The sequence below is a fragment of the Candidatus Zixiibacteriota bacterium genome (assembly GCA_040752815.1).
GTDB lineage: Bacteria > Zixibacteria > MSB-5A5 > GN15 > FEB-12 > JAGGTI01.
The window spans coordinates 1-24,139 of record JBFMGC010000008.1 but is presented as its reverse complement, the minus strand read 5'-3'; the positions used below and the strand labels follow the sequence as shown (position 1 = coordinate 24,139).

At 57.9% G+C, this 24,139-nt stretch carries 20 protein-coding genes; 12 read left to right on the top strand and 8 right to left on the bottom strand.

Annotated features, from left to right (window positions below; all coding sequences use genetic code 11):
* Window positions 1–99 precede the first annotated feature (99 nt).
* The 5 genes from AB1772_03585 (at window position 100) to AB1772_03565 (ending at window position 9,441) form a co-directional block, all read left to right on the top strand.
* Window positions 100–717: a TetR/AcrR family transcriptional regulator gene (locus AB1772_03585; GenBank protein MEW5795423.1), complete on the top strand. Its 618-nt coding sequence runs from the start codon at window positions 100–102 to the stop codon at window positions 715–717.
* Window positions 704–2,077: a TolC family protein gene (locus AB1772_03580; protein ID MEW5795422.1), complete on the top strand. Its 1,374-nt coding sequence runs from the start codon at window positions 704–706 to the stop codon at window positions 2,075–2,077. Before AB1772_03585 ends, AB1772_03580 begins: the two co-directional genes overlap by 14 nt.
* On the top strand, window positions 2,074–3,129 hold the full coding sequence (locus AB1772_03575) for an efflux RND transporter periplasmic adaptor subunit (GenBank protein ID MEW5795421.1): 1,056 nt from the start codon (window positions 2,074–2,076) through the stop codon (window positions 3,127–3,129). Before AB1772_03580 ends, AB1772_03575 begins: the two co-directional genes overlap by 4 nt.
* The gene (locus AB1772_03570; protein MEW5795420.1) at window positions 3,126–6,293 is read left to right on the top strand and encodes an efflux RND transporter permease subunit; all 3,168 of its coding nucleotides are present in this window, start codon (window positions 3,126–3,128) and stop codon (window positions 6,291–6,293) included. Before AB1772_03575 ends, AB1772_03570 begins: the two co-directional genes overlap by 4 nt.
* Before the next feature lie 211 nt (window positions 6,294–6,504).
* Window positions 6,505–9,441: a M14 family zinc carboxypeptidase gene (locus AB1772_03565; protein ID MEW5795419.1), complete on the top strand. Its 2,937-nt coding sequence runs from the start codon at window positions 6,505–6,507 to the stop codon at window positions 9,439–9,441.
* A 15-nt stretch (window positions 9,442–9,456) separates the two neighbouring features.
* Here the strand turns inward: AB1772_03565 and epsC are convergent, their stop codons facing one another.
* A complete protein-coding gene (epsC, locus tag AB1772_03560; GenBank protein MEW5795418.1) occupies window positions 9,457–10,020 on the bottom strand; it encodes a serine O-acetyltransferase EpsC in 564 nt (187 codons plus the stop codon).
* A gap of 29 nt (window positions 10,021–10,049) precedes the next feature.
* The gene (gene cysK, locus AB1772_03555) at window positions 10,050–10,967 is read right to left on the bottom strand and encodes a cysteine synthase A (GenBank protein MEW5795417.1); all 918 of its coding nucleotides are present in this window, start codon (window positions 10,965–10,967) and stop codon (window positions 10,050–10,052) included.
* A gap of 181 nt (window positions 10,968–11,148) precedes the next feature.
* Here cysK and AB1772_03550 point away from each other — a divergent pair, with 181 nt between their 5' ends.
* The 7 genes from AB1772_03550 (at window position 11,149) to AB1772_03520 (ending at window position 20,530) form a co-directional block, all read left to right on the top strand.
* Complete coding sequence (locus tag AB1772_03550) at window positions 11,149–11,502, top strand: n-acetylglutamate synthase (protein MEW5795416.1); 354 nt, start codon at window positions 11,149–11,151, stop codon at window positions 11,500–11,502.
* Window positions 11,499–12,083 carry a flavin reductase family protein gene (locus AB1772_03545; GenBank protein MEW5795415.1) on the top strand — a complete coding sequence of 195 codons (585 nt, stop codon included), beginning with the start codon at window positions 11,499–11,501 and terminating at the stop codon, window positions 12,081–12,083. The genes AB1772_03550 and AB1772_03545 overlap by 4 nt, the downstream gene beginning before the upstream one ends.
* A gap of 306 nt (window positions 12,084–12,389) precedes the next feature.
* Window positions 12,390–14,690, top strand: coding sequence for a fibronectin type III domain-containing protein (locus tag AB1772_03540; GenBank protein ID MEW5795414.1), 2,301 nt, complete (start codon window positions 12,390–12,392; stop codon window positions 14,688–14,690).
* A 183-nt stretch (window positions 14,691–14,873) separates the two neighbouring features.
* A complete protein-coding gene (locus AB1772_03535) occupies window positions 14,874–15,344 on the top strand; it encodes a hypothetical protein (GenBank protein ID MEW5795413.1) in 471 nt (156 codons plus the stop codon).
* Between the two features lie 366 nt (window positions 15,345–15,710).
* A complete protein-coding gene (locus tag AB1772_03530; protein ID MEW5795412.1) occupies window positions 15,711–16,454 on the top strand; it encodes an ABC transporter ATP-binding protein in 744 nt (247 codons plus the stop codon).
* On the top strand, window positions 16,451–19,159 hold the full coding sequence (locus AB1772_03525; GenBank protein ID MEW5795411.1) for a Gldg family protein: 2,709 nt from the start codon (window positions 16,451–16,453) through the stop codon (window positions 19,157–19,159). Before AB1772_03530 ends, AB1772_03525 begins: the two co-directional genes overlap by 4 nt.
* Window positions 19,160–19,162: 3 nt before the next feature.
* A complete protein-coding gene (locus AB1772_03520) occupies window positions 19,163–20,530 on the top strand; it encodes a DUF4340 domain-containing protein (protein MEW5795410.1) in 1,368 nt (455 codons plus the stop codon).
* A 158-nt stretch (window positions 20,531–20,688) separates the two neighbouring features.
* On the opposite strand, the gene AB1772_03515 is transcribed toward AB1772_03520, so the two are convergent.
* From AB1772_03515 to AB1772_03490, 6 genes are all read right to left on the bottom strand, one after another.
* Window positions 20,689–20,799: a CcmD family protein gene (locus tag AB1772_03515; GenBank protein MEW5795409.1), complete on the bottom strand. Its 111-nt coding sequence runs from the start codon at window positions 20,797–20,799 to the stop codon at window positions 20,689–20,691.
* Complete coding sequence (locus AB1772_03510) at window positions 20,800–21,456, bottom strand: cytochrome c biogenesis protein (GenBank protein ID MEW5795408.1); 657 nt, start codon at window positions 21,454–21,456, stop codon at window positions 20,800–20,802.
* Window positions 21,457–21,608: 152 nt separating this feature from the next.
* A complete protein-coding gene (locus AB1772_03505; GenBank protein MEW5795407.1) occupies window positions 21,609–22,022 on the bottom strand; it encodes a hypothetical protein in 414 nt (137 codons plus the stop codon).
* 272 nt (window positions 22,023–22,294) lie between these two features.
* Entirely contained in the window at window positions 22,295–22,789 is a 495-nt protein-coding gene (locus AB1772_03500; GenBank protein MEW5795406.1) for a hypothetical protein, read from the bottom strand.
* Window positions 22,790–23,059: 270 nt separating this feature from the next.
* The gene (locus AB1772_03495) at window positions 23,060–23,530 is read right to left on the bottom strand and encodes a cyclic nucleotide-binding domain-containing protein (protein MEW5795405.1); all 471 of its coding nucleotides are present in this window, start codon (window positions 23,528–23,530) and stop codon (window positions 23,060–23,062) included.
* A 205-nt stretch (window positions 23,531–23,735) separates the two neighbouring features.
* Window positions 23,736–24,041 carry a hypothetical protein gene (locus AB1772_03490; protein ID MEW5795404.1) on the bottom strand — a complete coding sequence of 102 codons (306 nt, stop codon included), beginning with the start codon at window positions 24,039–24,041 and terminating at the stop codon, window positions 23,736–23,738.
* Window positions 24,042–24,139 lie beyond the last annotated feature (98 nt).

Here is a 24,139-nt window from a genome sequence, read left to right as displayed (position 1 = left end):
AAAAAAAACTGAAACCTGCGCTTGACAAGCCTCGTTAACGGCTTATGTTAGATACCTACCGGTAGGTATTTAATCGGACTCGTTGACATAGAAGTAAACGTGACTAAGACCCTGACTGGCAAGATAAAGCAAAGCCCCAAGCGACCGGCCGAGCAGCGACGGCGGCAGCTCCTGGCAGCGGCCCGCTATCTCTTCATGAAACGGGGGGTTAAAGAAACCACCACCGAGCAGATTGCGCGCAAGGCCGGCCTGACCAAGGGCGCCCTCTACTTCCATTTCCACAACAAGGAGGAAATCCTTTTTGACCTGGTTCAGAACATGCACCGGGAGATGATCGCCGCTATTGAGCGCGTTCCCGGCGCCAAGGCCAGTCCGGTTATGCTCCTGCGGGCGCTGCTGGGCGCCAGCCCCGAGGCCTCCACCGCCGAATTCGACAACTACCTGGACTTCTGGTCGCAGGCATCGAAGGTGCCCCGGATTCGACGGTTTCTTCGAAGCTGCCACGAGGAGTACCAAAAGGTGTTCGTGGAGCGGATCGATCACAGCTTTGCTCCCACGCAGCGCGACCGCGAGGACCTGGCCGTGATGATCCTGGCAATGAACGACGGCCTCACCGTGCGCAAGATGCTCGGTGACACCGAGGTCGATTTCCCCAGACAACTCAGGCTGTTTGCCGCGCTGATTCGCGGCAGGACGGACAACCGTGAGATTAACTGATCCTATGATGATGTATTGGAGCAAGTTTCGACTATTCGTGCCGGCGCTGATAGCGGCGGTAGCCCTTGGCGACAGTACCCAGGCGACGCATAGTTTGACGGTCGAGGAGGCCCGCCAACTGGCGCTGCAGTTCAACCGCACGTACTTGCAGGCCAGGGAAGCGGTGAATGTGGCCGATGCCAACGTGATGATCGCCCGCGCCGGAGCGTTCCCTGAGATCAACGTCGGCGGCGCCTATACTCGCAATTTCAATATCCCCTCGTTTTTCGTGCAGGTGGAAAACGACGAGGGCGAAACCGAGACTCTGGAATTCCAGACCGGGTTTAAGAACAGTTTCGGGGCCAATCTCTCCATCGTGCAGTCAATCTGGCAGGGCGGGAAAGTATTCACTGCCTGGTCTATTGCCCGGGACTTTCGCAAGTACAGTCTTGCGGTCGAGGAGCGGGCTGCCGCCGGCGTGCTCTACAATTCCGACGTGCTCTTCTTTAGCGCCTTGCTCCAGCGTGCCCGCCTCGAAGTACTGAGGAAGTCATATGAAGCCGCCAGCCACAGTCTGGACGTGGTCGAGAAGCAGCGCGACCAGGGGGTGGTATCGGAATTCGAGGTTCTGCGGGCGCGGGTGGAAAAGTCCAACCTTGAGCCGCAGATTCTCGAGGCCGAGTCCGACCTTCGCCTGGCCGACCAGCGCCTCAAGTCTTTCCTGGGGATTCCGCTCGAAGATACCGTGCTGTTGATCGAGGAACCCCTTTCGGCGACGATCGAGGGCCTCCCCTCCCCCGATCAATTGGTAACCACGGCGCTGGATAAGCGGCCCGAGATGCGCGAGGCTGAGTACACGCGGGATATGCGCCGCAAAGCGATCAGGATCGCCCGCGCCGACTACTGGCCGTCGCTCAGCGCAGTCGCCGGCTATGACTGGCAGGCTCAGTCGGATCAATATACTCTGAAAGAGAATGTCAGCCGCGCGTTCACCGCGGGGTTGCGTTTGAACATACCGATTTTTCAGGGCGGTCGCACGCGAGGCGCCGTGACACAGGCTATCGCCGAGCACAACCAGGCACTTCTGGAAGTGCAACAGACCCGCGACGATATTAGACTTGAAGTCGAGCAGGCTTATGACCGGCTCCTGCAGGCGCGGCAATCACTCGAAACTCATCAGAACACGATCGCCCTTGCCGAGGAGGGCTTGCGTATCGCCAATCTGCGTTACGAGTCCGGGGTCGGCACGCTTCTGGAAGTTCTCTCGGCGCAAGCTGCTCTAACTCAGGCTCGTGAAATCCTCGCCCAGGCGACTTTCGCTTTTCGCGCCGCCAAGGCAGGTCTCAAACTGGCAACAACAATCGATGTGGATAGACTATGATGAAGAAAGACTTACTCCCCTACGGTTGGAGACTCCTCCCGAGTTTTCTGGTAATTCTGGCCCTGGCCGCCTGCAGCGGCGAGAATCAGTCGGCAAACAACACTGAGCGAGTGGTCGCAGTCAAAGCGATGCTCGTGCAGCCGTCGGATCGGCAGCTCACCCGCACCTACACCGGCTCGCTCGAAGGTGAGCGGCAGGCGGTGCTGTATGCCCGACTGCCTGAGGCAGTTCAAGAAATTGTCTCGGCCACCGGCCGCCGTGTCAAAGCCGACGACATCATTCTGACCCTGGATAAGTATGGGCCAAGCTCGTCGTACCCACAAGCCTACTCGGTCTTCGAAAACGCCCGCAAGAATTTCGACAAGATGAAATACTTGTATGCCCAGGGGGCGATCTCCGAGTCACAACATGACGCCTCAAGGACCGAGTTCGAAGTAACTGAGGCCCAGTTCAACTCAGTCCGGCGGATGCTGGAGTTACATACTCCCATCGCCGGGGTAGTCACGGCCATAAACGTCTCCCCCGGAGATCTGGTTCAGGTCGGGCAGCCCCTGGCCACCGTCGCCACGATTGATCGCCTGCGAGTGAAATTCGCGGTGAATTCGGATGACATCGCCTTCGTCAAGGACGGCGACCAGATCATCGTCCGAAGCGAAGGCGCCGATACTCCCGCAACCGGGCAGGTCGTCAGAGTGGCGACATCGGCCGATCCCGACACCCGCTCCTTCCCGGTGGAAGCCATAATTGACAACAGCGACGGCCGGTTCAATCCGGGCATGTTCGTGCATGTCCATTACGTGCTGCAGAACCTCTCGGGCGTGATAGCCGTCCCTCGCAAGGCGGTGTTAACCCTGGACAATCAAGCATCGGTGTTTGTGGTCTCGGACAAACGGGCCGAGCTTCGGCCCGTGACGCTCGGCTCCGAGCTGTCCGGCCAGGTAGTGGTTACTTCCGGTTTGTTGGCGGGTGACACGCTGGTCACGCTCGGACAGGATTACCTTGAAAACGGCGTCGCGCTGAATGTGACGGCAGTCGAAGCGAGCCGGCCATGAAGATATCAGACATTTCCATACGCCGCCCGGTCTTTGCGACCATGATGATCTCTGCCCTACTCGTGCTGGGCTGGTTCTCATACACCTCGCTGTCAGTCGAGATGTTCCCCAAGATGGACTTCCCTTTTGTGGTGGTCCAGACCGTTTATCCGGGTGCATCGGCGGAGACCATCGAGACCGACGTTACCAAGAAAGTCGAAGAAGCCGTCAATCAGATCTCCGGTATTCGCCATATCGTCTCCAAAGCGATGGAAGGGTTCACTTACACCTTCATCGAGTTTGAGCTGGAGATCGACGGCAAGCTGGCGGCTCAGGACGTGCGTGAGAAGGTGGCGGGCATTCGCGGCGACCTGCCCGAAGAGATCGAGGAACCGATCATCAGCCAGTTCGACCTTATGGGCGATGCTGTCATGTCGCTGACCGTCTCCGGCCGCCGAACCCAGCGCGAGATTACGGAACTGACCAAGGATCGCATCAAGCCGAGGCTCGAAGCGGTCTCTGGTGTCGGCGCGGTTGATCTGATCGGCGGCAAGGAACGGGAAATCCTCATCTCCCTCAATCCGCAACTCATGGAGAACTACGAGGTCTCGGTCGACGACATCCGCGGCGCGGTGATGATGTCCAATCTCGAAATCCCGGGCGGACGAGTCGACGAGGCCGCCCGCGAGTACATGGTGCGGGTCAAGGGAAAGCTGACCTCGGTCGAGCAGTTCAATTCTATAGTCATCCTGAACAAGCAGGGGACTCCGGTCTTCTTGTCTGATGTTGCGGAAGTGAAAGACACCATTGTCGAACAGCGGTCACTTTCGCGCTACAACGGATCCCCCTCCGTGGCGATCGGGATCAAGCAGCAGTCCGGCGCCAACATCGTGGATCTGGCTGAGCGTGTCCGCGCCGCAATTGCCAATCTCCAAGCCGAGATGCCGCCGGATATTAAGATCGAGATCGTCAATGACAACTCCGTTTGGATTGAGGACTCGATTCACGAAATCATCTTCAACATTGAGTTCGGTACCATTCTTGCCGTAATCGTCATCTTCCTGTTCCTGCTCGATATCCGCCCGACTATTATCACCGGCTTGTCAATCCCGATTTCCGTGATTGCCACCTTCACGATCATGAAATTCCTCGGCTTCACGATCAATTTCATGACGCTACTGGGGTTGTCACTGGCGGTGGGTATCCTGATCGACGACTCGATTGTCGTGGTAGAGAATATTTATCGGAAGGTACAGGAGGGGATGACTCCGTACGAAGCGGCCTTCTCCGGCACGCGGGAGATCGGCCTGGCGGTCATGGCGACCACGTTTTCGATTATGGTCGTGTTCCTGCCGGTCGCCTTCATGGCCGGCATAGTGGGACGTTTCTTCTACCAGTTCGGAATGACCGTGGCCTTTGCGGTTCTTGTGTCCCTCTTCGTAGCCTTCACGCTCGTCCCGATGCTGGCGTCCCGCACCCAGAAACCTCGCGAGGACGAGGAGTACCTGAATCCGGATCGCGCCACCGGTCTCTGGAGGCTCTGGCTGCGCCTTCGCCGCCCCCTCAGTTTATGGGACCGCACGTTTGAGCGCGTCAAGCCGTACTACGTGAGAACGCTCAATTACTCGCTAAAACGACGGTGGCTGGTCGTGATGGTGGCGACAGTGTCGTTTGTGGTCGCGATCGGCATGGTCGGTGCCGGCATGCTCGGTTCGGAGTTCATGACCGCCACCGATGAGGGCAAGATCTTTGTAAACGTCATGACTCCCCCTGGCACCACACTCGAGGAGACCTCCGAACGAATTGACAATCTCGAAGCCATCGCCCGCAAGCTGCCGGAGGTCCGCAACATCTTCGTGACGGTCGGCGGCGTCAACACGCCGGTGACCGAGGGTCAGATAATGCTCATCCTCGCCGACGCCGACGAGCGCGAGATTTCATCGCAGGAGCTGGTCGATTCGGTTCGTCACCTGCTTTCAGCGGTGCCCGGAGTCAAGCTCGCGGTTTCAACCCAGGGCCATGAGGGCGGGGGCGAAAAACCGGTGGAGTTCTCGATAAGGGGCGAGAACCGCGACGAACTGGTCAGTCTCACTCACCGTCTGCAGGACATTGTCTCGCATGCTCCCGGGACTGCCGACGTTGACAACTCGCTGGAGGAAGGCAAACCGGAGCTGCAGCTCAGTATCGATCGTCAGGCAGCCGACGATCTCGGGATCAACGTCTACAGCATTTCGCAGACGATCCGCACGCTGGTCGAGGGAGATGTGGTTACGCAGTACAAAGAAGGTGACCAGGACTACGACGTGCGTATCAGACTCAACGAGCGCTTCCGCGATTCCGAGGATGCAGTCGGACGAATTCTGGTGGCAAGCAGCAAAGACGTGCCCGGCTACAGTACGCTGCTGGTTCCCGTGAACCGGGTCGCCCATATCGAGCGAGAGGTGGCCATCGGCGAGTACTCGCGTTATGACCGTCTGCCCGAAGTGCGGGTCAACACGAATCCTGAATTCGGGTACTTCTCCGGCACGCTGACGGAAGCCATTCAGGCCCAGGTGGACAGCCTGGTGCAGCTCCCGCCCGGCTACTCGATACAGCCGGTTGGCGAATACGAGATCATGGCGGAGTCGTTCCAGAATATCGGCCGCTCCCTGCTCCTCGCAGTCATATTCATCTATTTGCTGCTGGCCTCTCAGTATGAGTCGTTTTTTGATCCCCTCTCGATCATGCTCTCGCTGCCGCTTTCACTGATCGGTGCGATTCTTGGCCTCTACGCCTGGGGTTCATCAATTAATATCATGACCCTGGTCGGTATCGTGATGCTCATGGGTCTGGTCACGAAAAACGCCATCCTGCTGATCGACTTTGTTAAACAACGACGAGCGGCCGGCATGGACCGCACGCAGGCAATCCTGCAGGCCGGACCGATCCGGCTCAGACCTATTCTGATGACAACTTTCGCCACCGTGTTCGGTATGCTGCCGCTGGCCCTTGGCCTTGGCCCCGGCGCGGAGCTTCGGGCGCCTATGGCGAGAGCGGTAATCGGCGGGATTATCTCCTCGACCCTGCTCACGCTGGTAATCGTGCCGGTGGTATACACGCTGATCGATGACTTTGTCGGCTTGTTCCGTCGGCGCAAGAAAGAAAAGGCCCAGATCGAGTTGGAAGCGGCCACCAAAGCCGCGTAGGAGCTTTTGAGGGAAAGTACTGTCAGGCGACTCCTCGTTGTCTCAGAACCACGACGATTGTCGGGCAGGGTCGCCCGACAGCACATTGTTGGCCAACACTTCCCAGCAAGTACTTTGTTGACTTAACCTCAGTCTCACCTATATTGAGTTGGATTCGGTCTCCCTGACGGTCGGATCATTACCTGATCACTTACCGGCATAGGTTCTCGTCGTGCAACAACGCTCCGCAATCCCGCTTCGACTACTCTTCTTTCTGCTGATCTTCGCCATCATCTCATCGAGCGCGTCCGCGGACTCGCAGGAGTATTACTTTAAGTTCAAAACGCCGTCGGTCAGTCTGATTGAGAAGCTGGGGCGGGTGATCTCAATAGACAACGTCACAGCCGATGAAATCCGCGCCTACGCCAACGAGACCGAACTCGCCCGCTTCCAGGAGTTTGGCATTCCTTATGAAATCCTCCCCCACCCCGGCACCCTGTTAGTGCCGCGCATGGCTGCAAACAAAGCCGAGGCCGCCGAATGGGATAATTACCCCACGTACGGCGCCTACGTGGCCATGATGAATCAGTCCCAGGCGGATTACCCCGGTCTCTGTCAGATCGTGAACGCCGGCACATCGGTCAACGGCCGGGACATTCTGTTCGCGAAGATTTCCGATAATGTTTCGTTGCAGGAAGATGAACCGGAGGTAATGCACACCAGCACCATGCACGGCGACGAAACCACCGGGTATATTCTCTGCCTTCGGCTTATTGACTCGCTCCTGAGCGCCTACGGTACCGACTCGTATATCACCCGGCTTGTTGACAGTCTCGAAATCTGGATCAATCCACTGGCCAATCCGGACGGGGCCTACTATTCCGGCGACAACACCATTTATGGGGCCCGCCGTTACAACGCCAACGGCGCTGATCTGAATCGCAATTTCCCCGACCCGGCCGAAGGGGACCACCCCGATGGCCGTTCCTGGCAACCGGAGACGATCGCCATGATGAATCTGGCCGCCAATCACAGTTTTGTCATCTCGGCGAACCACCATGGCGGCGCTGAAGTATTGAATTACCCGTGGGACACCTGGAGCAGGTCGCATGCTGATGAGGGCTGGTATATCGATATCTGTCTCGCCTGGGCGCAACTCGCACAGGAAGCAAGCCCGTCGAACTATATGCAGAGTTTCCAATTTCCGCAGGGCATCACGAACGGCTACGCCTGGTACCGGGTGACCGGCGGACGCCAGGACTTCATGATCTACTGGCACGGCGGCCGCGAGATAACAGCAGAGTTATCGAACACCAAGCTCTTGCCTGCCGATCAGCTCCCCGCCCACTGGGACTACAACCGCGAAGGCCTTCTCGGCTTTCTTGAGAGCGCTCTTTACGGTATTCGCGGAATTGTCACCGATGCCTCGACCACCTTCCCCGTGACCGCGACCGTGCGCGTTTTGGGACACGATGTCGACAACAGCCAGGTATACACCGATCCGGATGTCGGCGATTTTCATCGCATGATCGCAGCGGGTACCTATAACGTCGAATTCAGCTCCATCGGCTACCAGCCGGATACGGTGTACGGAGTTGTAGCGGTTGACGGACTGTCCACGCGAGTCGATGTCGCTCTCCAGCCTCTCGCTGGGGAGCCGGACCTGGTACTCGAAGAGCACAATGTCAAGTTTGCCCAGCGCGGCGAAAGCGTGGACATGGCTGTGATGCTGAAGAATGTCGGCAATGGCAATGCTACTGGTGTCTCAGGCGTGCTGCAGTCATCTGACCCGTACGTGACGATAACTCAACCCAACTCGACTTTTTCGACCATCCCCGGACTCGGCGGTACAGCAATGTCAGTAACGGATTACGCTTTCACAGTGTCTCCCGCTTGTCCTCTCGATTATGTCGCCCAGATGCAGCTCCAGGTTTCTGCGTCGGGTGGGTACTCGAGCACTGAGGCGCTTGCTATTCTGGTCGAACCGATCATTGAAGACTTCGAAACCGCGAATTTCACAGCTGTGCCGTGGACGAGGGGCGGTGATGCCGACTGGTGGCTTGAGTTGGTTGATGTCCGCGAAGGAGTTTTTTCGGCTCGCTCCGGAGTGATCGGCAACAGCCAGAGTTCCAAACTGGAACTCGAGATTGACGTCGCCCAGCCGGGAAAGATTTGGTTCGATTACAAAGTGTCCAGCGAAGCCGGTTATGACTTCCTCCGCTTCTACATCGATGATGTTCAGCAAGGCTCCTGGTCAGGCAATCAGGGCTGGAGCGAGGTCGGCTTTGATATCACTCCTGGTTTACACTCCGTCGCCTGGTCGTACACTAAAGATGAATTCGCTTCCGACGGCCAGGACCGGGCACTGCTCGACCGGATCGTGCTGCCTGCGGTGATTAGCCATCTCGAGATCGTCACGAACGGCGCAATCGGCTGGACAGTTGATCGACCGCTCAGCTTGCAGTTGGAAAGCATAGGCCGCATGGGAACGGCTGCCTGGTCGGACAAGTACGGCGACCTGGCGGGCTCGTGGCTTACGCTCTCGAGCGGTGGGCAGCTTAGCGGCCTTCCCACCATGACCGGCGCGACACAGTTTACCGCCCAGGTCGAGGATGCCGCCGGTTCACCAGTGGAAAAGCCGATGACCGTCACCGTGAACCCCGGACCACAGATTCTGACACAATCCCTGCCGCCGGCGCATCGCGATGCACCGTTTCTTTTTCAACTCGAAGTCAGCGGCGGAACATCCCCCTATAGTTGGACCGAAAACACCGGGAACCTTTCCGGAACAGGGCTGACACTGACATCCGGTGGGTTGTTTTCGGGGACGCCAACGATAGCCGCCACGCTTGAGTTGAACCTGGCGTTAGTCGATGCCTCCGGAGCCGAGGACAATCAGCCTCTGACACTTTCGATCCTGTCCGGCTGCTGCACCGGGATTGTCGGCGATGCCAACAACGACGGCGCTTATGAACCGACAATCGGCGACGTGACCACTCTTATCGACATGCTCTTTATCACGACCCAGCCGGTTGTCTGCCTTGCCGAGGCCGATGTCAACCAGTCCGGAGGCTCAGATCCGACTGTTACAGATATATCGATCGGCGACGTGACCCTGCTCATCGACAACCTGTTTATCTCCGGCGTCCCCTTGCCGGAATGCCTGTAGCCGGGATGCAGCCGCTTAAGTCGCTTCCATGCGGTAGCGTGTCAGGGGGAGTTCCTCGTGGCAGTAGTCGCCATTACGGCGGGTGATGGTAGCCGGGCTGCCTGCGACGGTGCAGTTTGACGGGATATCCCGCATCACTACAAAACTGTTGGCGCCGATTTTGACGTTATCACCAACGGTAATCGGCCCCAGCAAGATTGCACCGGTGCCAATGAGCACGTTGTTTCCGATTGTCGGATGTCGCTTGCCGACGTGCTTGCCGGTGCCTCCAAGGGTCACGTTGTGGAACATGACGCAATTCTCGCCGATCTCGGTCGTTTCGCCGATCACGACGCCCGCACCGTGGTCGCAGAAATAACCTTTCCCGATGGTGGCGCCGGGGTGTATTTCAAGGCCGGTGAGAAAGCGGTTCATCTGCGACAGGAGCCGCGGTATGAATGGAATCCTGAGTTTCCAAATGAGGTGAATCCCCCGGTGGAACGTTATTGCCCACAGGCCGGGGTAAAGCAGGAACTCGATATTGCGACATGCCGGATCGTTACGATAACAGGCCCGGATGTCCTCGATCAGCGCAACCATATTCGATGTATATCGGCGGAAACAATCATTTACTGCTCAGCAAAAAGGGCCGTCGAGAGATACCGCTCTCCCGTATCGGGAACTACCACCACCACGGTTTTTCCGGCGCCGAGCTCCCGGGCCACTTGGAGCGAAGCCCAGACATTGGCCCCGGAGGAAATCCCGCAAAGGATCCCTTCCTCGCGAGTCATCCTCCGGCCGGTTTCAATAGCGTCAGCGTTTTTGACCCGGATGATCTGATCCACCACGTCTGGGTCATAGTTCTTAGGCACAAAGCCCGCCCCGATACCCTGTATTGGGTGAGGCCAGGGTTGGCCGCCGGAAAGCACCGGCGAGGCATCCGGCTCGACAGCGATGACTTTGCAGCCGTATTGGTCTTTTAGTACCCGCCCTGCGCCAGTTACCGTACCTCCAGTGCCAACCCCGACTACGAAGGCGTCGAGGTTGATGTTCCCCAGATCGTTCATGATTTCAGGGGCGGTTGTCTTGCGGTGGATCTCCGGGTTGGCCGGATTGTCGAACTGGGAAGGTACGAAATACCCCGGTGACTGGCCCATCTCCTCGACCTTCCTTATCGCGCCTCTCATGCCCTCCGGGCCGGGCGTAAGTACCAGCTCAGCGCCGAATGCTCTCAGTATGGCTCGTCGTTCGAGACTCATCGTTTCAGGCATTACGAAGGTGCAACGGTACCCCCTGACCGCGGCCACCATCGCCAGACCGATACCCGTGTTGCCGGAGGTCGGCTCAAGTATGGTCATACCCGGCTTGAGACGGCCGTCGGCCTCGCCCGCGAGAATCATCGACGCGCAAATCCGGTCTTTTACCGAACTGCAGGGATTGAAACTCTCCAACTTGGCATAGATTGTCGCCGAGTCGGCTGCTGGAATCCTGTTCAAGCGAACTAGTGGCGTGCGCCCGATCGCTTCAACGATATTGCTAAATCTCATGCTCTCTTCAATGCGTCCGGCGGGGTCGGCGCCCGACGAATATCGGGTCCAATTTAACCCGTTTCGCTTTCAGATGCTATCGGAATCTTGTCGAAACGGCAATTCGACTTTGACTATATCGGCATTGGTGAAAAATCGCCCAGACCCCTAAATTGGGGCAGCCCAGGAAAGGACCCAAGCCATGCAGTTACTCGACCTCCGCAACCGCCGCTTTGTAGGAGTCGACAACTATGACGATGGAGACGCCAGGAGAGATACCGTTTTCAACTACGATCAGAGCGGCGACATCGTCACCGCCACCTATTCCGGCGGACGCATCCGCCACGGCCAGATTTTGGCCCGCGTGACGCAGGACAATTCGCTGGAGATGACCTGGCAGTACCTCAACGTCGATGGTATCCTGATCGCAGGTACTTGCCGATCAGTTCCCGAGTTGCTCCCCGACGGCCGTTACCGCCTGCACGAAAGCTGGACCGTTACGGTTGGCCCCAATCAGGACGAATCAGGCACTTCCGTAATTGAGGAAATCAGATAACCACCCCTGTCGGGAAAAAGTCCTTTGGCGCCAGAACTCTCATCTACCCTACGCCCACCTGGGTCGTGTGTACGTACGACTCTAAGGGGAAGGCCAACGCTATGACCGCCGCCTGGGCTGGCGTCGTCTGTTCGCGGCCGCCTGCGGTTGGTGTTTCACTCCGAAAAGCGACCTATACCTATCAGTGTGTACTCGATCGCCGGGCGTTCACGGCCTGCGTACCGTCCGAAGATCATGCCCGCCAGGCCGATTACTTCGGCATCGCCTCGGGAAGAGACACGGACAAGTTCAAAGACACCGGCCTCACCCCAGTCCGCAGCCAGTTAGTCGACGCCCCGTACATAGATGAATTCCCCATGATTCTGGAGTGTCGGTTGATTCATTATCACGAGATCGGTCTGCATACTCAGTTTATCGGGGAGATACTTGATGTCAAAGTCGACTCGGACAAGCTAAATGGCGACGGCAATCCTGATATCGAGAAGATTCGCCCGATCATCTACTCCCCCGGTGCCCAGACCTACCACGCCATCGGCAAGCCACTCGGTCGACGTTACACGATAGGTAAGATCCTCAAGTAGAGGCGACTCCAGAAGTGGTGTCGGACGAATCTGCGCGAGAATCCCGCGTGTGCCGCCTGGTTCAGTCGAGGCCTACCGAGCAGACGTTTGCAGGTCCGCAAACACCGGTCTAGTCTGCTCAATCGCTGACCAGCCTGTTTCACTACGGAACAAAACAGCCCTCGCCCTTGAAGTGCGGGCTGAGATTGCGCCACGTAAGTCTTTGTGCGGCAGAGCTCCTACAATCCTTCTTTAGTTGGCCCAAGGTTTGAATTGCCCGCCCCGGCCCAGATGCCTTGTACATACGATTAAAGGAGACTTTGCGTTATGATGTTTGGTGGGGCTCATAGATTCACAGCTTCGGTCCTTGCCAGTCTCGCCTTAGTGTTCTTGGCAACCGAGGGTCAGGCGTCGCTGACGGCCGCAGACGCCACACCTACCTCGGTGACGCTTAACTGGACGGCTCCGGGCGATGATGGCACAACCGGTACGGCGTCGCAGTATGACATCCGGTACTCGTTGTCCACGATTACTGACGCCAACTGGGGTGCGGCTACTCAAGTGACCGGCGAACCGGCACCCGGTCCGGCCGGCACCGCCCAGCAGTTCGAAGTAACCGGCCTGCAGCCAAGTACGACCTACTACTTTGCGATTAAGACTGCGGACGAAGTCCCGAACTGGTCAACCTTGTCCAACGTCGTGGCTAAAGCCACTTTGCCCGAGGACTCTCCTCCGGCGGTGATCGCCAACCTGAGCGCCGGCTCGCCGACCGCCACGTCGCTTACCTTGACCTGGACCGCACCCGGCGACGACGGCTCTACCGGCACGGCTGCACAATACGACATTCGTCGATCTACATCGACTATCACCGCGGCGAATTGGTCCTCGGCGACCCAGATTACAGGCGAGCCCGCCCCCCGGGTGGCCGGGAGCGCCGAATCATTTGTCGTCACCGGATTGAATCCAAACACGACCTACTATTTCGCGATGATGACCGCGGACGAGGTCCCGAACTGGTCGGGCATGTCCAACGTAACCAGCGGCACGACGTCCACTGAGACCACGCCGCCGTCGGCAATCGCCAACCTTGGCGCCGGGGCGCCGACCGAGCATACGATCGAGCTGAGCTGGACTGCCCCTGGTGACGACGGCATGGCCGGCACGGCAGCCCAGTATTCGATTCGTTATTCGACCGCGTTCATAACCGAGGCGAATTTCAACGCTGCCACGCCGGTCGCCTCTCCCCCCGCGCCACTGGCAGGAGGCAGTTTCCAGAGCTACGTGGTTACCGGCTTGAACTCCGGCACGACTTATTTCTTCGCCATAAAGACCGCCGACGAGGTCCCCAACTGGTCGGCGATCTCGAACAACGCCACTCTTTCAACGTCGAACGACGCCACCGCTCCGTCGGCGGTTGCCAACCTCAGTCTGATTCTGCCGACCACATCCTCGCTGACTCTGATTTGGACGGCTCCGGGCGACGACGGTTCTATCGGGACTGCTTCTCAGTATGACATTCGCTATTCCACGTCGGTAATCACAGCCGCTAATTTTGCGTCGGCCACCCAGGTGACCGGCGAACCGCTGCCCAGAGCGTCGGGCACACCAGAGACGCTTTTGGTTGCTGGATTAACAGCAAATACGCGGTACTACTTTGCGCTGAAGAGTGCGGACGAGCGCACCAACTGGTCGGCTATATCCAACGTGCCGAACAACATCACCGCGCAGGACAACACGCCCCCGGCGCCGATTAACGACCTCGTGGCCGTTCCAGGCGAGAACAACGGCGAGATCAATCTCACGTGGGTTGCCCCTGGTGACGATGGTATGACCGGTACGGCGACTGCCTACGAGATTCGATACTCGCTCAATAACATCACCTCCGGTAACTGGGGTTCGGCCTTGCCATGGAGTTCGCCGCCAAACCCTACGCCCGCCGGCACCGCCCAGAGCACGACGCTCTCCTCGCTGGTGCCGGGTGAGACCTACTATGTCGGTATCAAAGCCTATGACGACGCCGCCAATCCGGCGGCGTTGTCCAATGTCGTTTCCTGCGAGGCCAGGTTTATCCTCGTCCTTAACAACGGCAACCTGGCCCAACCTACCTCCCCGCCTCCCCTGGCTGTCCTCCCCACCGCCCGGCCGGTACTGGTAGTCGAAAACGCCGACCCCTCGCCCGATAACGTGTACCGGTTCGAACTGGCAACCGACTCGAACTTTTTCGGGTTGGTTGCCGGCGGTGTGGTTGATCAGCATATCGGTACGACGACCTCGTGGCAGGTCAACCTTCCGCTTGTGTCCGAGCAGCAGTACTTCTGGCGCGTAGCGACCAACACCGACGGCTACAGCGAAACGTCGAGCTTCTTCGTTGACCCCTATGCTCACGCTTATCCAAACCCGGTTCGCTTCTCCGAAGTCGACGCCGCTACGTTTACCGATCTGCCCGCCGACGGGGAACTGCTGCTGACATCCATCTCCGGTTCCATCATCAGGCGCTGGACTAACCTGGTCGGCCAGGATATCGTTTGGGACGGTACCAACGAATCCGGCAACCGGGTGGCGTCCGGCACCTACCTCTGGTTCCTGCCCGACAGCGGCGCCCAGGGGAAGCTGATTGTGATCAACTGAGTCTACGCACACATCAACGATGTGAAGGCGATTGCAATAAGCTACTCATCCACTCCTTTTTACTTCAACAGTGACTTCAAGTATACTATTCTAACATAAAGTATCATGGCCGCTTAGGCTGCCCCTCGGCGCTTGGCGGCATTTGGCACGCGGGTTACTTTTGGACCTCTTTGAGGACTCCACATGGACCCGACCCTGGCCGAGATTTTCGCCAACGCTACGATCTACCAGCTCTCCGCGCTGGCTGGTCTCGCCATGTTCTTCGTGCTGATGGGAATCCAGGAGATCAGGGACCACAGTTCCCAGGGGTACCTATACGTGACCATCGCCCTGTTCCTGGCGATCGGCCACGGCGTACTTCTGGAAAACGCGATCACCTGCGATCCGCTCCTTCCCCAGTTGAACAATCTCGATTTCTGGCGCTGGCTGGTGCTACTGGTCGCGCCGGCCCTGATCGTTCTCTTCCTTGCCCGGGCCATAGTCAGTTTCGTTCGCTACGATGCCCGCGAGGGGCTTATCAAGACGTTTTTTGGACTGACCCTGATGTGCTACCTCTACATGGTCGGCTCCCACTGGCCGGTCGATATTCGCGGGATCGTGACGATCCTCTGGGTCGCGCTTCTTTTCAAAACCGAAATGGCGGTTACGAACTAGCGTCTGGTGGCCCACTCCGCCAGTGACGGATGGGGCAAACACAACCTCACGCGGATAGTCGCTGGCTTACGTCCTCGTCCGACAACATCGACGCCGGCACCCGGCTTGGTCTCCGACGGTTGCTCCGTCGGGAACCTGGCGGACTCTCCTGCCTATAATCGTTCTGTAGGATAGCCGAGCATGGCGCCGGTCCCGCCCAGCGGCGAAATCCGGCCCGGTTTATTCCGCCATTCGTGCTAAAGACAAAGCCAGGCGGCAACTTGACATAAACGGCGGGCCGGCCTATTATGGCGGACCGTTTTTCAAGGCAAGGGTTTGTTAGAGTTCGACATAGAGGAAGAAATGACTGCAAGTTCTCCACCCATTATGATTGAAACCCGCGGGCTGAGTAAGTTCTACGGTTCTTTCGTTGCAATCAAGGATATCACCTTCTCGATCCCGAAGGGGCAGATTGTCGCGTTCCTGGGGCCGAACGGCGCCGGCAAATCGACGACCATGAAGATCCTGAGCGGTTTCCTTTCCGCAAGTGAAGGCACGGCAGCGATCGCGGGACACGACGTGCGCACGCACCGTCTTGAAACTGCCCGGCATCTGGGCTATCTGCCGGAGAACGGCCCGCTCTATCACGACATGACGCCTTACGAACACATGAGGTTTTTCGGCGAGGCTCGCGGCATAACCGGAGAGACACTCAAGAGCCGGATGGAGGCGGTTGCCCAGCAGTGCGGACTAAAAGAGGTCTGGGAGAAGCCGGCCGGCAAGCTCTCGCGCGGATACCGCCAGAGAGTCGGTCTCGCCCAGGCGCTGCTCCATGACCCCGACGTGCTCATTATGGATGAACCTACCGCCGGACTGGATCCGAACCAGATTCGCGACTTCCGCGGTTACATTCGGAAGCTTGGAGAAACCAAGACGATACTGCTGTCCACACACATTCTTGGTGAGGTGACGGCAGTTTCGGACCGGGTGCTCCTGATTCATGACGGCCGTCTGGTTTTTGATGGCACCCCGACGGAGCTGCAGGTGGGCAAATCGCTCGAACAAACGTTTTATGAATTGACCAACTACGGGCGGGTGGCCTCCGTTGCCACGGCGGGAGGTGCAGTATGAAGCTCAACTGGCAAGTGATCTGGGCGATCTGCAAGCGCGACTTACGCAGCTATTTCTCGAGTCCCACCGGCTACGTGTTTATCACTCTGTTCATCTTTCTGAGCGCCGCGGCGGCCTTTTGGCAGCAGCGGTTTTTCGCGGACAACCTGGCCAATCTCGGGCAACTGAACTACTTCTTCCCGCTCATCCTGCTTTTCTTCATCCCGGCCCTCACTATGAATATCTGGGCCGATGAGCGCAAGCATGGCACCGATGAACTGCTGCTGACCTTGCCGGCTACCGATATCGAGGTTGTGTTCGGCAAGTATCTGGCCGGACTAGGTATCTATACGACATCGCTTGCCTTCTCGCTCAGCCACGTGATCGTGTTGTTCTGGCTGGGGCGGCCCGATCTTGGCCTGATGTTCGGCAACTACTTTGGCTACTGGCTGATCGGTGCGGCACTGATAGCGGTCGGCATGTTAGCGTCGCTGCTGACCTCCAACGCAACTGTGGGCTTCATTCTCGGGGCGCTGTTTTGCTCGTTCTTCGTTTTTGTCAATTCGGAGAATTGGACCCTCAGCAAAGCGCTCCAGGAGTGGTTGGGACCGGTGGGAGTTACCACGCATTTCACCGATTTCGCCCGCGGCGTGGTGAGCTTTTCCGGCCTGCTATACTTCCTGTTCACGGTCGCGGTGATGTTGTATCTCAACATAATCCTGCTGGGGAGGCGTCATTGGCCGTTGGCTGCCGACGGTTATCGCTACTGGGTCCACCAATTGGTGCGAGGAATTGCCGTCGTGGTGGCCGCGGTCAGCCTGGTATCGATTGTTGGCCGCACAGGAATACGGCTGGATGTTACCGCAGAACGCCTCCACTCTATTTCCGACAAGACCGGGTTTCTGCTTGACGAATTGAGCGAAGATCGACCTGTTCTCGTTCAGGCGTTTATCAGCCCCGAGGTGCCCCGGCAGTACGTGGAGACGAGGGAGAACCTGCTATCGGCACTCAATGAAATTTCCGCAGATGCCGGCGACAAGGTGCAGGTGCTTATCCATGACACCGAGCCGTTCAGCGAGGAGGCGCGCGACGCCCGTGAGAAGTTCGGCATTACGCCGCGCGAAGTGATGAGCCTGGAGAGCGCCCGAACCAGCACAATGCAGGTCTTCATGGGCCTTGCCTTCACCAGTGGGGCCGCGGAAGAAGTGATCCCGTTTTTCGACGTTGGCCTGCCGGTGGAGTACGAGTTAATACGGTCCATTCGCGTGGCGGCGGCCACGGCACGGAAGAAGATCGGCGTGCTGACGACAGCGGCCAAGCTGTCGGGTGGCTTTGATTTTCAGGCGATGAGCCAGTCGCCGCCGTGGGGCATTGTCCGAGAGCTGAAAAAGCAGTACGAGGTGGTGGATATCGCGGCCGATACCGAGATCGCTGAGGATATCGACGGCCTGCTCGTTGTGCTGCCGTCATCGCTCAGCCAGCCGCAAATGGACAACCTCAAGAAGCATATACTGGCGGGCAAGCCAACTTTGATTCTCGACGATCCTCTACCGGTGGTCAATATCAACCTCTCGCCGTTGATTCCCGCTGACGCACAAACCAACCCGTTCCAGCAGAATCGCGGTCCTACGCCCGATCCAAAAGGGAACATCGGCGAGCTGATGAACGCGATCGGCGTGCGCTTCGATCCGAGCAGCCTGGTCTGGGACACCTACAACCCGCATCCCGATCTTGGGGCGGTGCCGCCGGACATCGTCTTTATTGGACAAGGCAACGGAGCGAGCGAACCGTTTGCCTCGGGCAACGCCGCCAGCGCCGGCCTGCAGGAAGTGGTGGCCATGTACCCCGGCCACGTGTTCAGCGCCCGGAGCGAGTTCACTTTCAAGCCGCTGCTGCACACCGGGCGCATCGCCGGAACGGCGTCCTGGTATCAAATGGTGCAGCGCAGCTTCTTCGGTCTGCGCATGAATCCTAATCCGCCGCGCCAGCAGTCGCCGGAGTCGTTTATTTTGGCGGCCCACATCAGTGGTGAGCGGCAGGTTCCCTTTGATACGACCCAAGCCGGCAAACTGCTGGGAGGTGCCAATCCCCTGGCCGACAGCATGGTCACTCAGAAGGTGAATGCGATTGTCATCGCCGATATAGACCTGATCTCCGACCAGTTCTTCATGCTTCGCGAGCAGGGGCTTGGAAACCTTCAGTTTGATAATGTATCTTTCGTGCTCAACTGTATGGACTTTCTGGTGGATGACTTATCGTTTATCGATCTGCGCAAGAAGCGTATAAAGCACCGCACGCTCGAAAAAGTCGAGAACCGTACGCGCGAATTTGTCGAACGGCGGCTTAGCGAAGAGAGCCAGGCTGAGGAACAGGCAAAGCAGGCTCTGGCCGAGGCCCAGGGCAGACTGGACGCCAAAGTCGCCGCGCTGCGCAACCGGGAAGACCTCGACGAGCAGACCAAGCAGATCATGGCCCGCAACCTGCAGGAAGTTGAAAGCCGCCGATTCGAAGTCGTTAAAGCGAATATCGAATCGCAAAAACAAGCTACCATTCAGGCAAGCAAAGAGAACATGGAATCAGCTCTTCGCAGCATACAGACCAGAATCAAGACTCTGGCCGTGGCGTTGCCGCCGATCCCGGTGCTGGTCATCGGTATCGTCACTGCGGTGAAAAGGCGCAGACGTGAACGTGAGGGCGCGATCGCCGCGCGGAGATTGAGGAGCTAAACCATGAGCGAACTGAAAATCACCGGCCTATTTGCGGGGACCGCATTGATACTGGGTCTCTTGGCGTTCCTGCTGTCACCGGGCAGGATTACCCCCGAGGCGTTCAGCGACCAGGGCGAACCATTCTTCCCGATGTTTACTGATCCCAACCAAGCCACGACATTGGAAGTGGTCGAATTCGACGAACAATCCGGCTCCGCACGACCGTTCAAAGTCACCTTCAAGGACGGCCGCTGGACGATTCCGTCGCACCACGACTATCCTGCCGACGGCAAAGACCGACTGGCTAAGACGGCTGCAGGAGTGATCGATATCAAAAAGGATGATTATCGAACCAATCTCGTATCGGATCACGAAGCCTGCGGCGTGATCGATCCCACCGACCAATCGGCGCCCGGACTCAAGGGGCGCGGTAGCCGAATTTCGCTTAAGGACAAAGACGGAGGCGCGCTGGCCGACTTCATCATCGGCAAGAACGTGCCCGAACGCGAGGGATTCCGATTCGTCCGCGTCCCCGGCGAGAATCGCGTTTATGCCTCGCGCGTAAACCTCGATATATCGACCCGGTTTACAGACTGGATCGAGGCGAGTCTGCTGGAGGTGCAGGCGCCCAAAATCGAGCGCATCCTGCTTGACAGCTACTCCATAAACGAGCGCACGCTCTCGCTCGTACCGGGTGAGAAGATCGACCTGGTGTTCACGGACAACGTCTGGTCCACCCGCTCGCTCAACAAAGGAGCCGAGCTGGATACGTCCAAAGTTCGGACGCTGGCCCGTACGCTGCAGGATTTGACTATTGTCGGAGTCCGCCCCAAGCCGGCGGCTCTGTCAGCCGGCCTCAAGGGTGCGGGCCGTTCGCTGGAGATGACCCAGGAGGATCAGTATTCGCTGCAGAGCAAAGGGTTCTACATCGCTCGCCAGGACGGGCGCCTGCTGTCTAACGAGGGTGATGTCAAGGTCTACAGCTCCGATGGGATCGTGTACACACTCCGTTTCGGCGAAGTGCTCTACGGCTCCGGTCTGGAAGTGACCGCAGGTTCGTCGGAGGAGTCCCGTAAGGCGGGCGGCGGGCAGGAACAGGCGGCAAATCGCTACCTCTTCCTCACATGCGAGTTCGATGCCGGTTACTTCCCTCAGCCGCCGAAGCCGGCCTCCATGGATTTCCAGAACAAGCCGGATTCTGCGCTGACGGACTTCGACAAGACCTGCAAGGAGCAGCACAGCAAGTACCAGCAATGGGAGCGCAAGGTGCAGGCCGGACGCGACCTCGCCGCGCGTCTCAACGCCCGTTTCGCCGACTGGTACTATGTCATCTCCGAGGATAGCTTTAAGAATATCCACCTGAGCAGGGCGGAGCTGACGAAGATTTAGCCTCCCTGGCCGACACTGACTGCGTCGGAGCCAGGCGTGCGTGGTGGAAGCACCGAGGTTGTCCCCTGGGTTGCGTTTGATACATCAAAACCGGCCCCTCGGTTCGAGAGACCGGTTTTGAGTCAATGCCTGTTCGGATCTTACGGGTTCCGATCGAGCTACGACCGCTTCTCCAGCTCCCGAACCCGCTTATCCAACCGCCATAGATAGAAGAACAGCCCCAGCCAGATCAGCAGGGTAACTGCTAAAGCAACATAATTTCCGTCCATCTAAAACTCCCTCTCCAAGTGCGCCCGCTCGATCCGCTTCACCCGGAGCGCCAGGCTGAACATCCACCAAAAGAGCGCCGTATACAGCGCCAGTGATACTCCGAAGATGGTTCCGACAGTCAGTCCCATAGTAAACCGCAGGTTCTGGTCGACCACCGAGTCGGCGGGGTGCAGCGACGGCATAATCCTTGGTACAACAAAGATCAGAAACGGCACGGTCAGAAAGGCGAATATCGAATAGACTGCCGAGAGCGCCGCCCGCTTTTCCGGTTCGTCAATCGCGTTGCGCAGCGCGAAATACGCGGCGTAGATGAGCAGCAGCACGAAAATCGAAGTCTCTCGTGGGTCCCAGTTCCAGAATGATCCCCAAGTGACCTTGGCAAAAGTCGCGCCCGTCACAGTCGCCAGGAAGCAGTAGATGAAGCCCAGCGATGCCGCAACTACGGCCCGATCGTCCTCGACTATCTGACGGCGTCGTAGAAACCGGATCGAGAAAATCATCGACAGCGCAAAGGCGATCACGCAGACCCACGCCTGGGGGATGTGGTAGTAGAAGATACGGCTGGCCTCGCCGATCTGCCTTTGCGGCGCGGGCGTGACAAAACTGGCGACAATCATCGCCGACATCGCCACGTATATGAGCAGTTTCCACCACATGATCGAATCATCGACCGCTTCAGTCGATTCAGGAAGGTATTCGGGGAGCGGAGAAAAGCAACAAGATTTGGGGACGACCAGACCGGTGCACTCAAGGGGCGGCGAAACCCGCTCGAAATCCGGTCCGCCGCAGCTGTGGACACTCGCCTAAGCTATGCGCCCAGGACCTGCGCCGCTCTTTGGTAATCCTCCGGCTTCACCCAGAGGACATAGCCGAAGCGCCCGCTGCCGTCCGCAACCCCGTTGGCCGCGTGAACGTTTATGCTTGCAACGCCCAGTTTACGGTGTAGCTCCACGATCGCACCGACATCGTCCTGCCCCTGCACGAGAAACGCCCACTTGGGACCGACCAGATTAACGCCTGCCTCTTTGACCGCGGCAACCAGCGCCTTGGGGTCGTCGGGCACGAAGTCGAGTTGAGATCGACCGCCGCCGGTCGGAAAGGCGGTGAAGGCAATGAGGTTGACATTTTTCTGGCGAAGGTGTTCCAGCAGCCAGTAGCCGGTGCCGTGCTTATCTTCGACCGCACAGTAATAGTATTCGACACGCTTGATTTGGACAGCCATAATGGGCCTCCTGAAACCAATATACCGAGCGCGACCAAATTAGTCAACGGGAGTTATCGCTTGAGCGCCGAGAGACCGCCCGAAGCGTGGTCACCGCACCGGAGGCCCCACAGACAGGTAGGTCGGTGTTCCGAGGCCAGCCACAGGCGGGCCGAGAAACCCGACATTCATATCAGAATCTCACCACATCGCAAGCCGATGCGGTACCCGGCTAACGATGACTCGAAAAATAATTCCTGCGTCCACCGAAGGCGGAGTGAGCAGCGGGCATGCTATTCCTTCTGAATCTCCTCCGCCTTCTTCATCTCGTCCATGGCGGCGCCGGTCTTTTCAACAATCGTGTGTATCTGAACCACGATCGCGGAGTCCTCGGATTCACCGATGCTTATTTCACCGCCGCTGAATTTCACATCCTCCCACCTTACCTTGTCCAACGGTATCTGCTGCCATGCCTGACATAGCCCGCACACATACAGCTGCTTGGCAGGATCGAATTCCTTCCGGCGCTTTTGCGACTCGGCCCAGGCGGCCCTGTATTTCTCTTCCCACTCCGGCTTATACGTAACCACCTGGACGATACCATTCTTAATCTTGAGGCTTTCCCAAGCCAGGTTTTCCATCAACCCTTCGGACTGGGGCAGCGGCTGACAGAAGTAGCAGTTGGTCATGTCCAGCCATTTGGTAGCAGCGGGTTCCTCGGCCTGAATCGCGAAACCGATCAGGGTGAAAACCGCCAACGGTAGCAACACGAACATCGCTTTACGCATCTGTCTCTCTCCTTATGGGTTTGAGCCATCTTCGATCTTGCGGACGACGCTTCCCCGTCCCGCGAGGATTATCCTGTACTTTTCTGTCTAACTTATGCCATTGCTGAATCAGAGCGCAAGGACTTTAGCGGAGTCATCTACTTGGTGCCCCACCCCTTGGGTCTTTTTACAGTCTCAACCCATCGCGAGGGGCGGGGCACCAGGCATCGCCTTGAGCGAAGAATTGACTGCTCAATGTACCGCAGACATTAAGTTCTTGCTGCCGGTCTCTCAGCGGATCAAAGACACTTGCCCCACCACCCCCTGTAGCCTCTTGAGTATTTCGATATAGCGCTTGAAATAAATGTGGGCAACCTGGTTTATTATCTCGAAGCCGACAAGAGAGTTCCTCTTGAGCAGCTCCCGGAGGGGCTTGGCCTCTATTGAGAGAACCTCTGTTGCCTCGACACATTGCGCTGTAGCCGTGTAGCGAGGAGAATCAAGCAACGGTGATAGACCGAACAGCTCTCCCTTCTCAATCTTCGATATCACGAGGCTGAAGTCCTGACCTTCAGATGGAAGGCGGAGATCGACTGCTCCTTCCATTAACATGTAGATGTGACCGGCCGGGTCATTATGCGAGAAGATCACGTCATCGGCGTCAAATTTCTTCACCGTCGAAAAGTCACTTATTCCGTGCGCCTGGTCCACGCTAAGCGACCGGAACAGGTCGTGACCCTTCAATATTCCATCAAGGCTCATGGTCTTCCTTCCTTTCTCCGGAGTAGTTTTTATCCCATTCGTTTGCATCCTTCTCGAGGATACCTTTATATACACGCAGAGGCGTGGTGATCCGAGGTGCGGGCAATTGCCGTTGTCGGGTCAGTGACGAAAGGTCACCGGTGAATAAAGGCATCCTTCATTAAGAAGATAAGGTGGTCGACACTTACATACAAGACATTTGTTGTTACGGACCATCCAGAATGCCCGCCCCTTGAGGCTTGTTGAGCACGCTCCAAAACGTCATCACGAGTCCGCCTTTTGCGGACATGGCGATCTCCGCCTGGTGGGCGGCAGACGCTTGCCCCGGACATGATCCGGTGTCCTCGTCTACCCCGAAGTAGGTCGAAGTGCCTAAATCATCGCCTAAGGCGGGTGCCGAGAAGCCCGGCACCTGCGGCACAATCTCAACCCACTGCAAGCGGCTGGGGCACCCGGCTCCCATATGCTCAAGTACTTCACCAGTCGTTCCATTCACGGGCAGATCCCTCATAGCTCAATCTTGTCTATCCGCAAAGCTACATCGTCTCGACCACAATAGCAATTGTAACTCGACCATCGCCACTGGCCCGGCTCGGATACCAGACCCCG

What these genes read in the sequence shown, in the direction of transcription:
- AB1772_03575 (MEW5795421.1), top strand. Translation starts at nt 2,074, where the DNA reads ATGATGAAGAAAGACTTACTCCCCTACGGTTGGAGACTCCTCCCGAGT.
- AB1772_03570 (MEW5795420.1), top strand. Translation starts at nt 3,126, where the DNA reads ATGAAGATATCAGACATTTCCATACGCCGCCCGGTCTTTGCGACCATG.
- epsC (MEW5795418.1), bottom strand. Translation starts at nt 10,020, where the DNA reads ATGGTTGCGCTGATCGAGGACATCCGGGCCTGTTATCGTAACGATCCG.
- cysK (MEW5795417.1), bottom strand. Translation starts at nt 10,967, where the DNA reads ATGAGATTTAGCAATATCGTTGAAGCGATCGGGCGCACGCCACTAGTT.
- AB1772_03550 (MEW5795416.1), top strand. Translation starts at nt 11,149, where the DNA reads ATGCAGTTACTCGACCTCCGCAACCGCCGCTTTGTAGGAGTCGACAAC.
- AB1772_03540 (MEW5795414.1), top strand. Translation starts at nt 12,390, where the DNA reads ATGATGTTTGGTGGGGCTCATAGATTCACAGCTTCGGTCCTTGCCAGT.
- AB1772_03535 (MEW5795413.1), top strand. Translation starts at nt 14,874, where the DNA reads ATGGACCCGACCCTGGCCGAGATTTTCGCCAACGCTACGATCTACCAG.
- AB1772_03530 (MEW5795412.1), top strand. Translation starts at nt 15,711, where the DNA reads ATGATTGAAACCCGCGGGCTGAGTAAGTTCTACGGTTCTTTCGTTGCA.
- AB1772_03525 (MEW5795411.1), top strand. Translation starts at nt 16,451, where the DNA reads ATGAAGCTCAACTGGCAAGTGATCTGGGCGATCTGCAAGCGCGACTTA.
- AB1772_03520 (MEW5795410.1), top strand. Translation starts at nt 19,163, where the DNA reads ATGAGCGAACTGAAAATCACCGGCCTATTTGCGGGGACCGCATTGATA.
- AB1772_03515 (MEW5795409.1), bottom strand. Translation starts at nt 20,799, where the DNA reads ATGGACGGAAATTATGTTGCTTTAGCAGTTACCCTGCTGATCTGGCTG.
- AB1772_03510 (MEW5795408.1), bottom strand. Translation starts at nt 21,456, where the DNA reads ATGTGGTGGAAACTGCTCATATACGTGGCGATGTCGGCGATGATTGTC.
- AB1772_03505 (MEW5795407.1), bottom strand. Translation starts at nt 22,022, where the DNA reads ATGGCTGTCCAAATCAAGCGTGTCGAATACTATTACTGTGCGGTCGAA.
- AB1772_03500 (MEW5795406.1), bottom strand. Translation starts at nt 22,789, where the DNA reads ATGCGTAAAGCGATGTTCGTGTTGCTACCGTTGGCGGTTTTCACCCTG.
- AB1772_03495 (MEW5795405.1), bottom strand. Translation starts at nt 23,530, where the DNA reads ATGAGCCTTGATGGAATATTGAAGGGTCACGACCTGTTCCGGTCGCTT.
- AB1772_03490 (MEW5795404.1), bottom strand. Translation starts at nt 24,041, where the DNA reads ATGAGGGATCTGCCCGTGAATGGAACGACTGGTGAAGTACTTGAGCAT.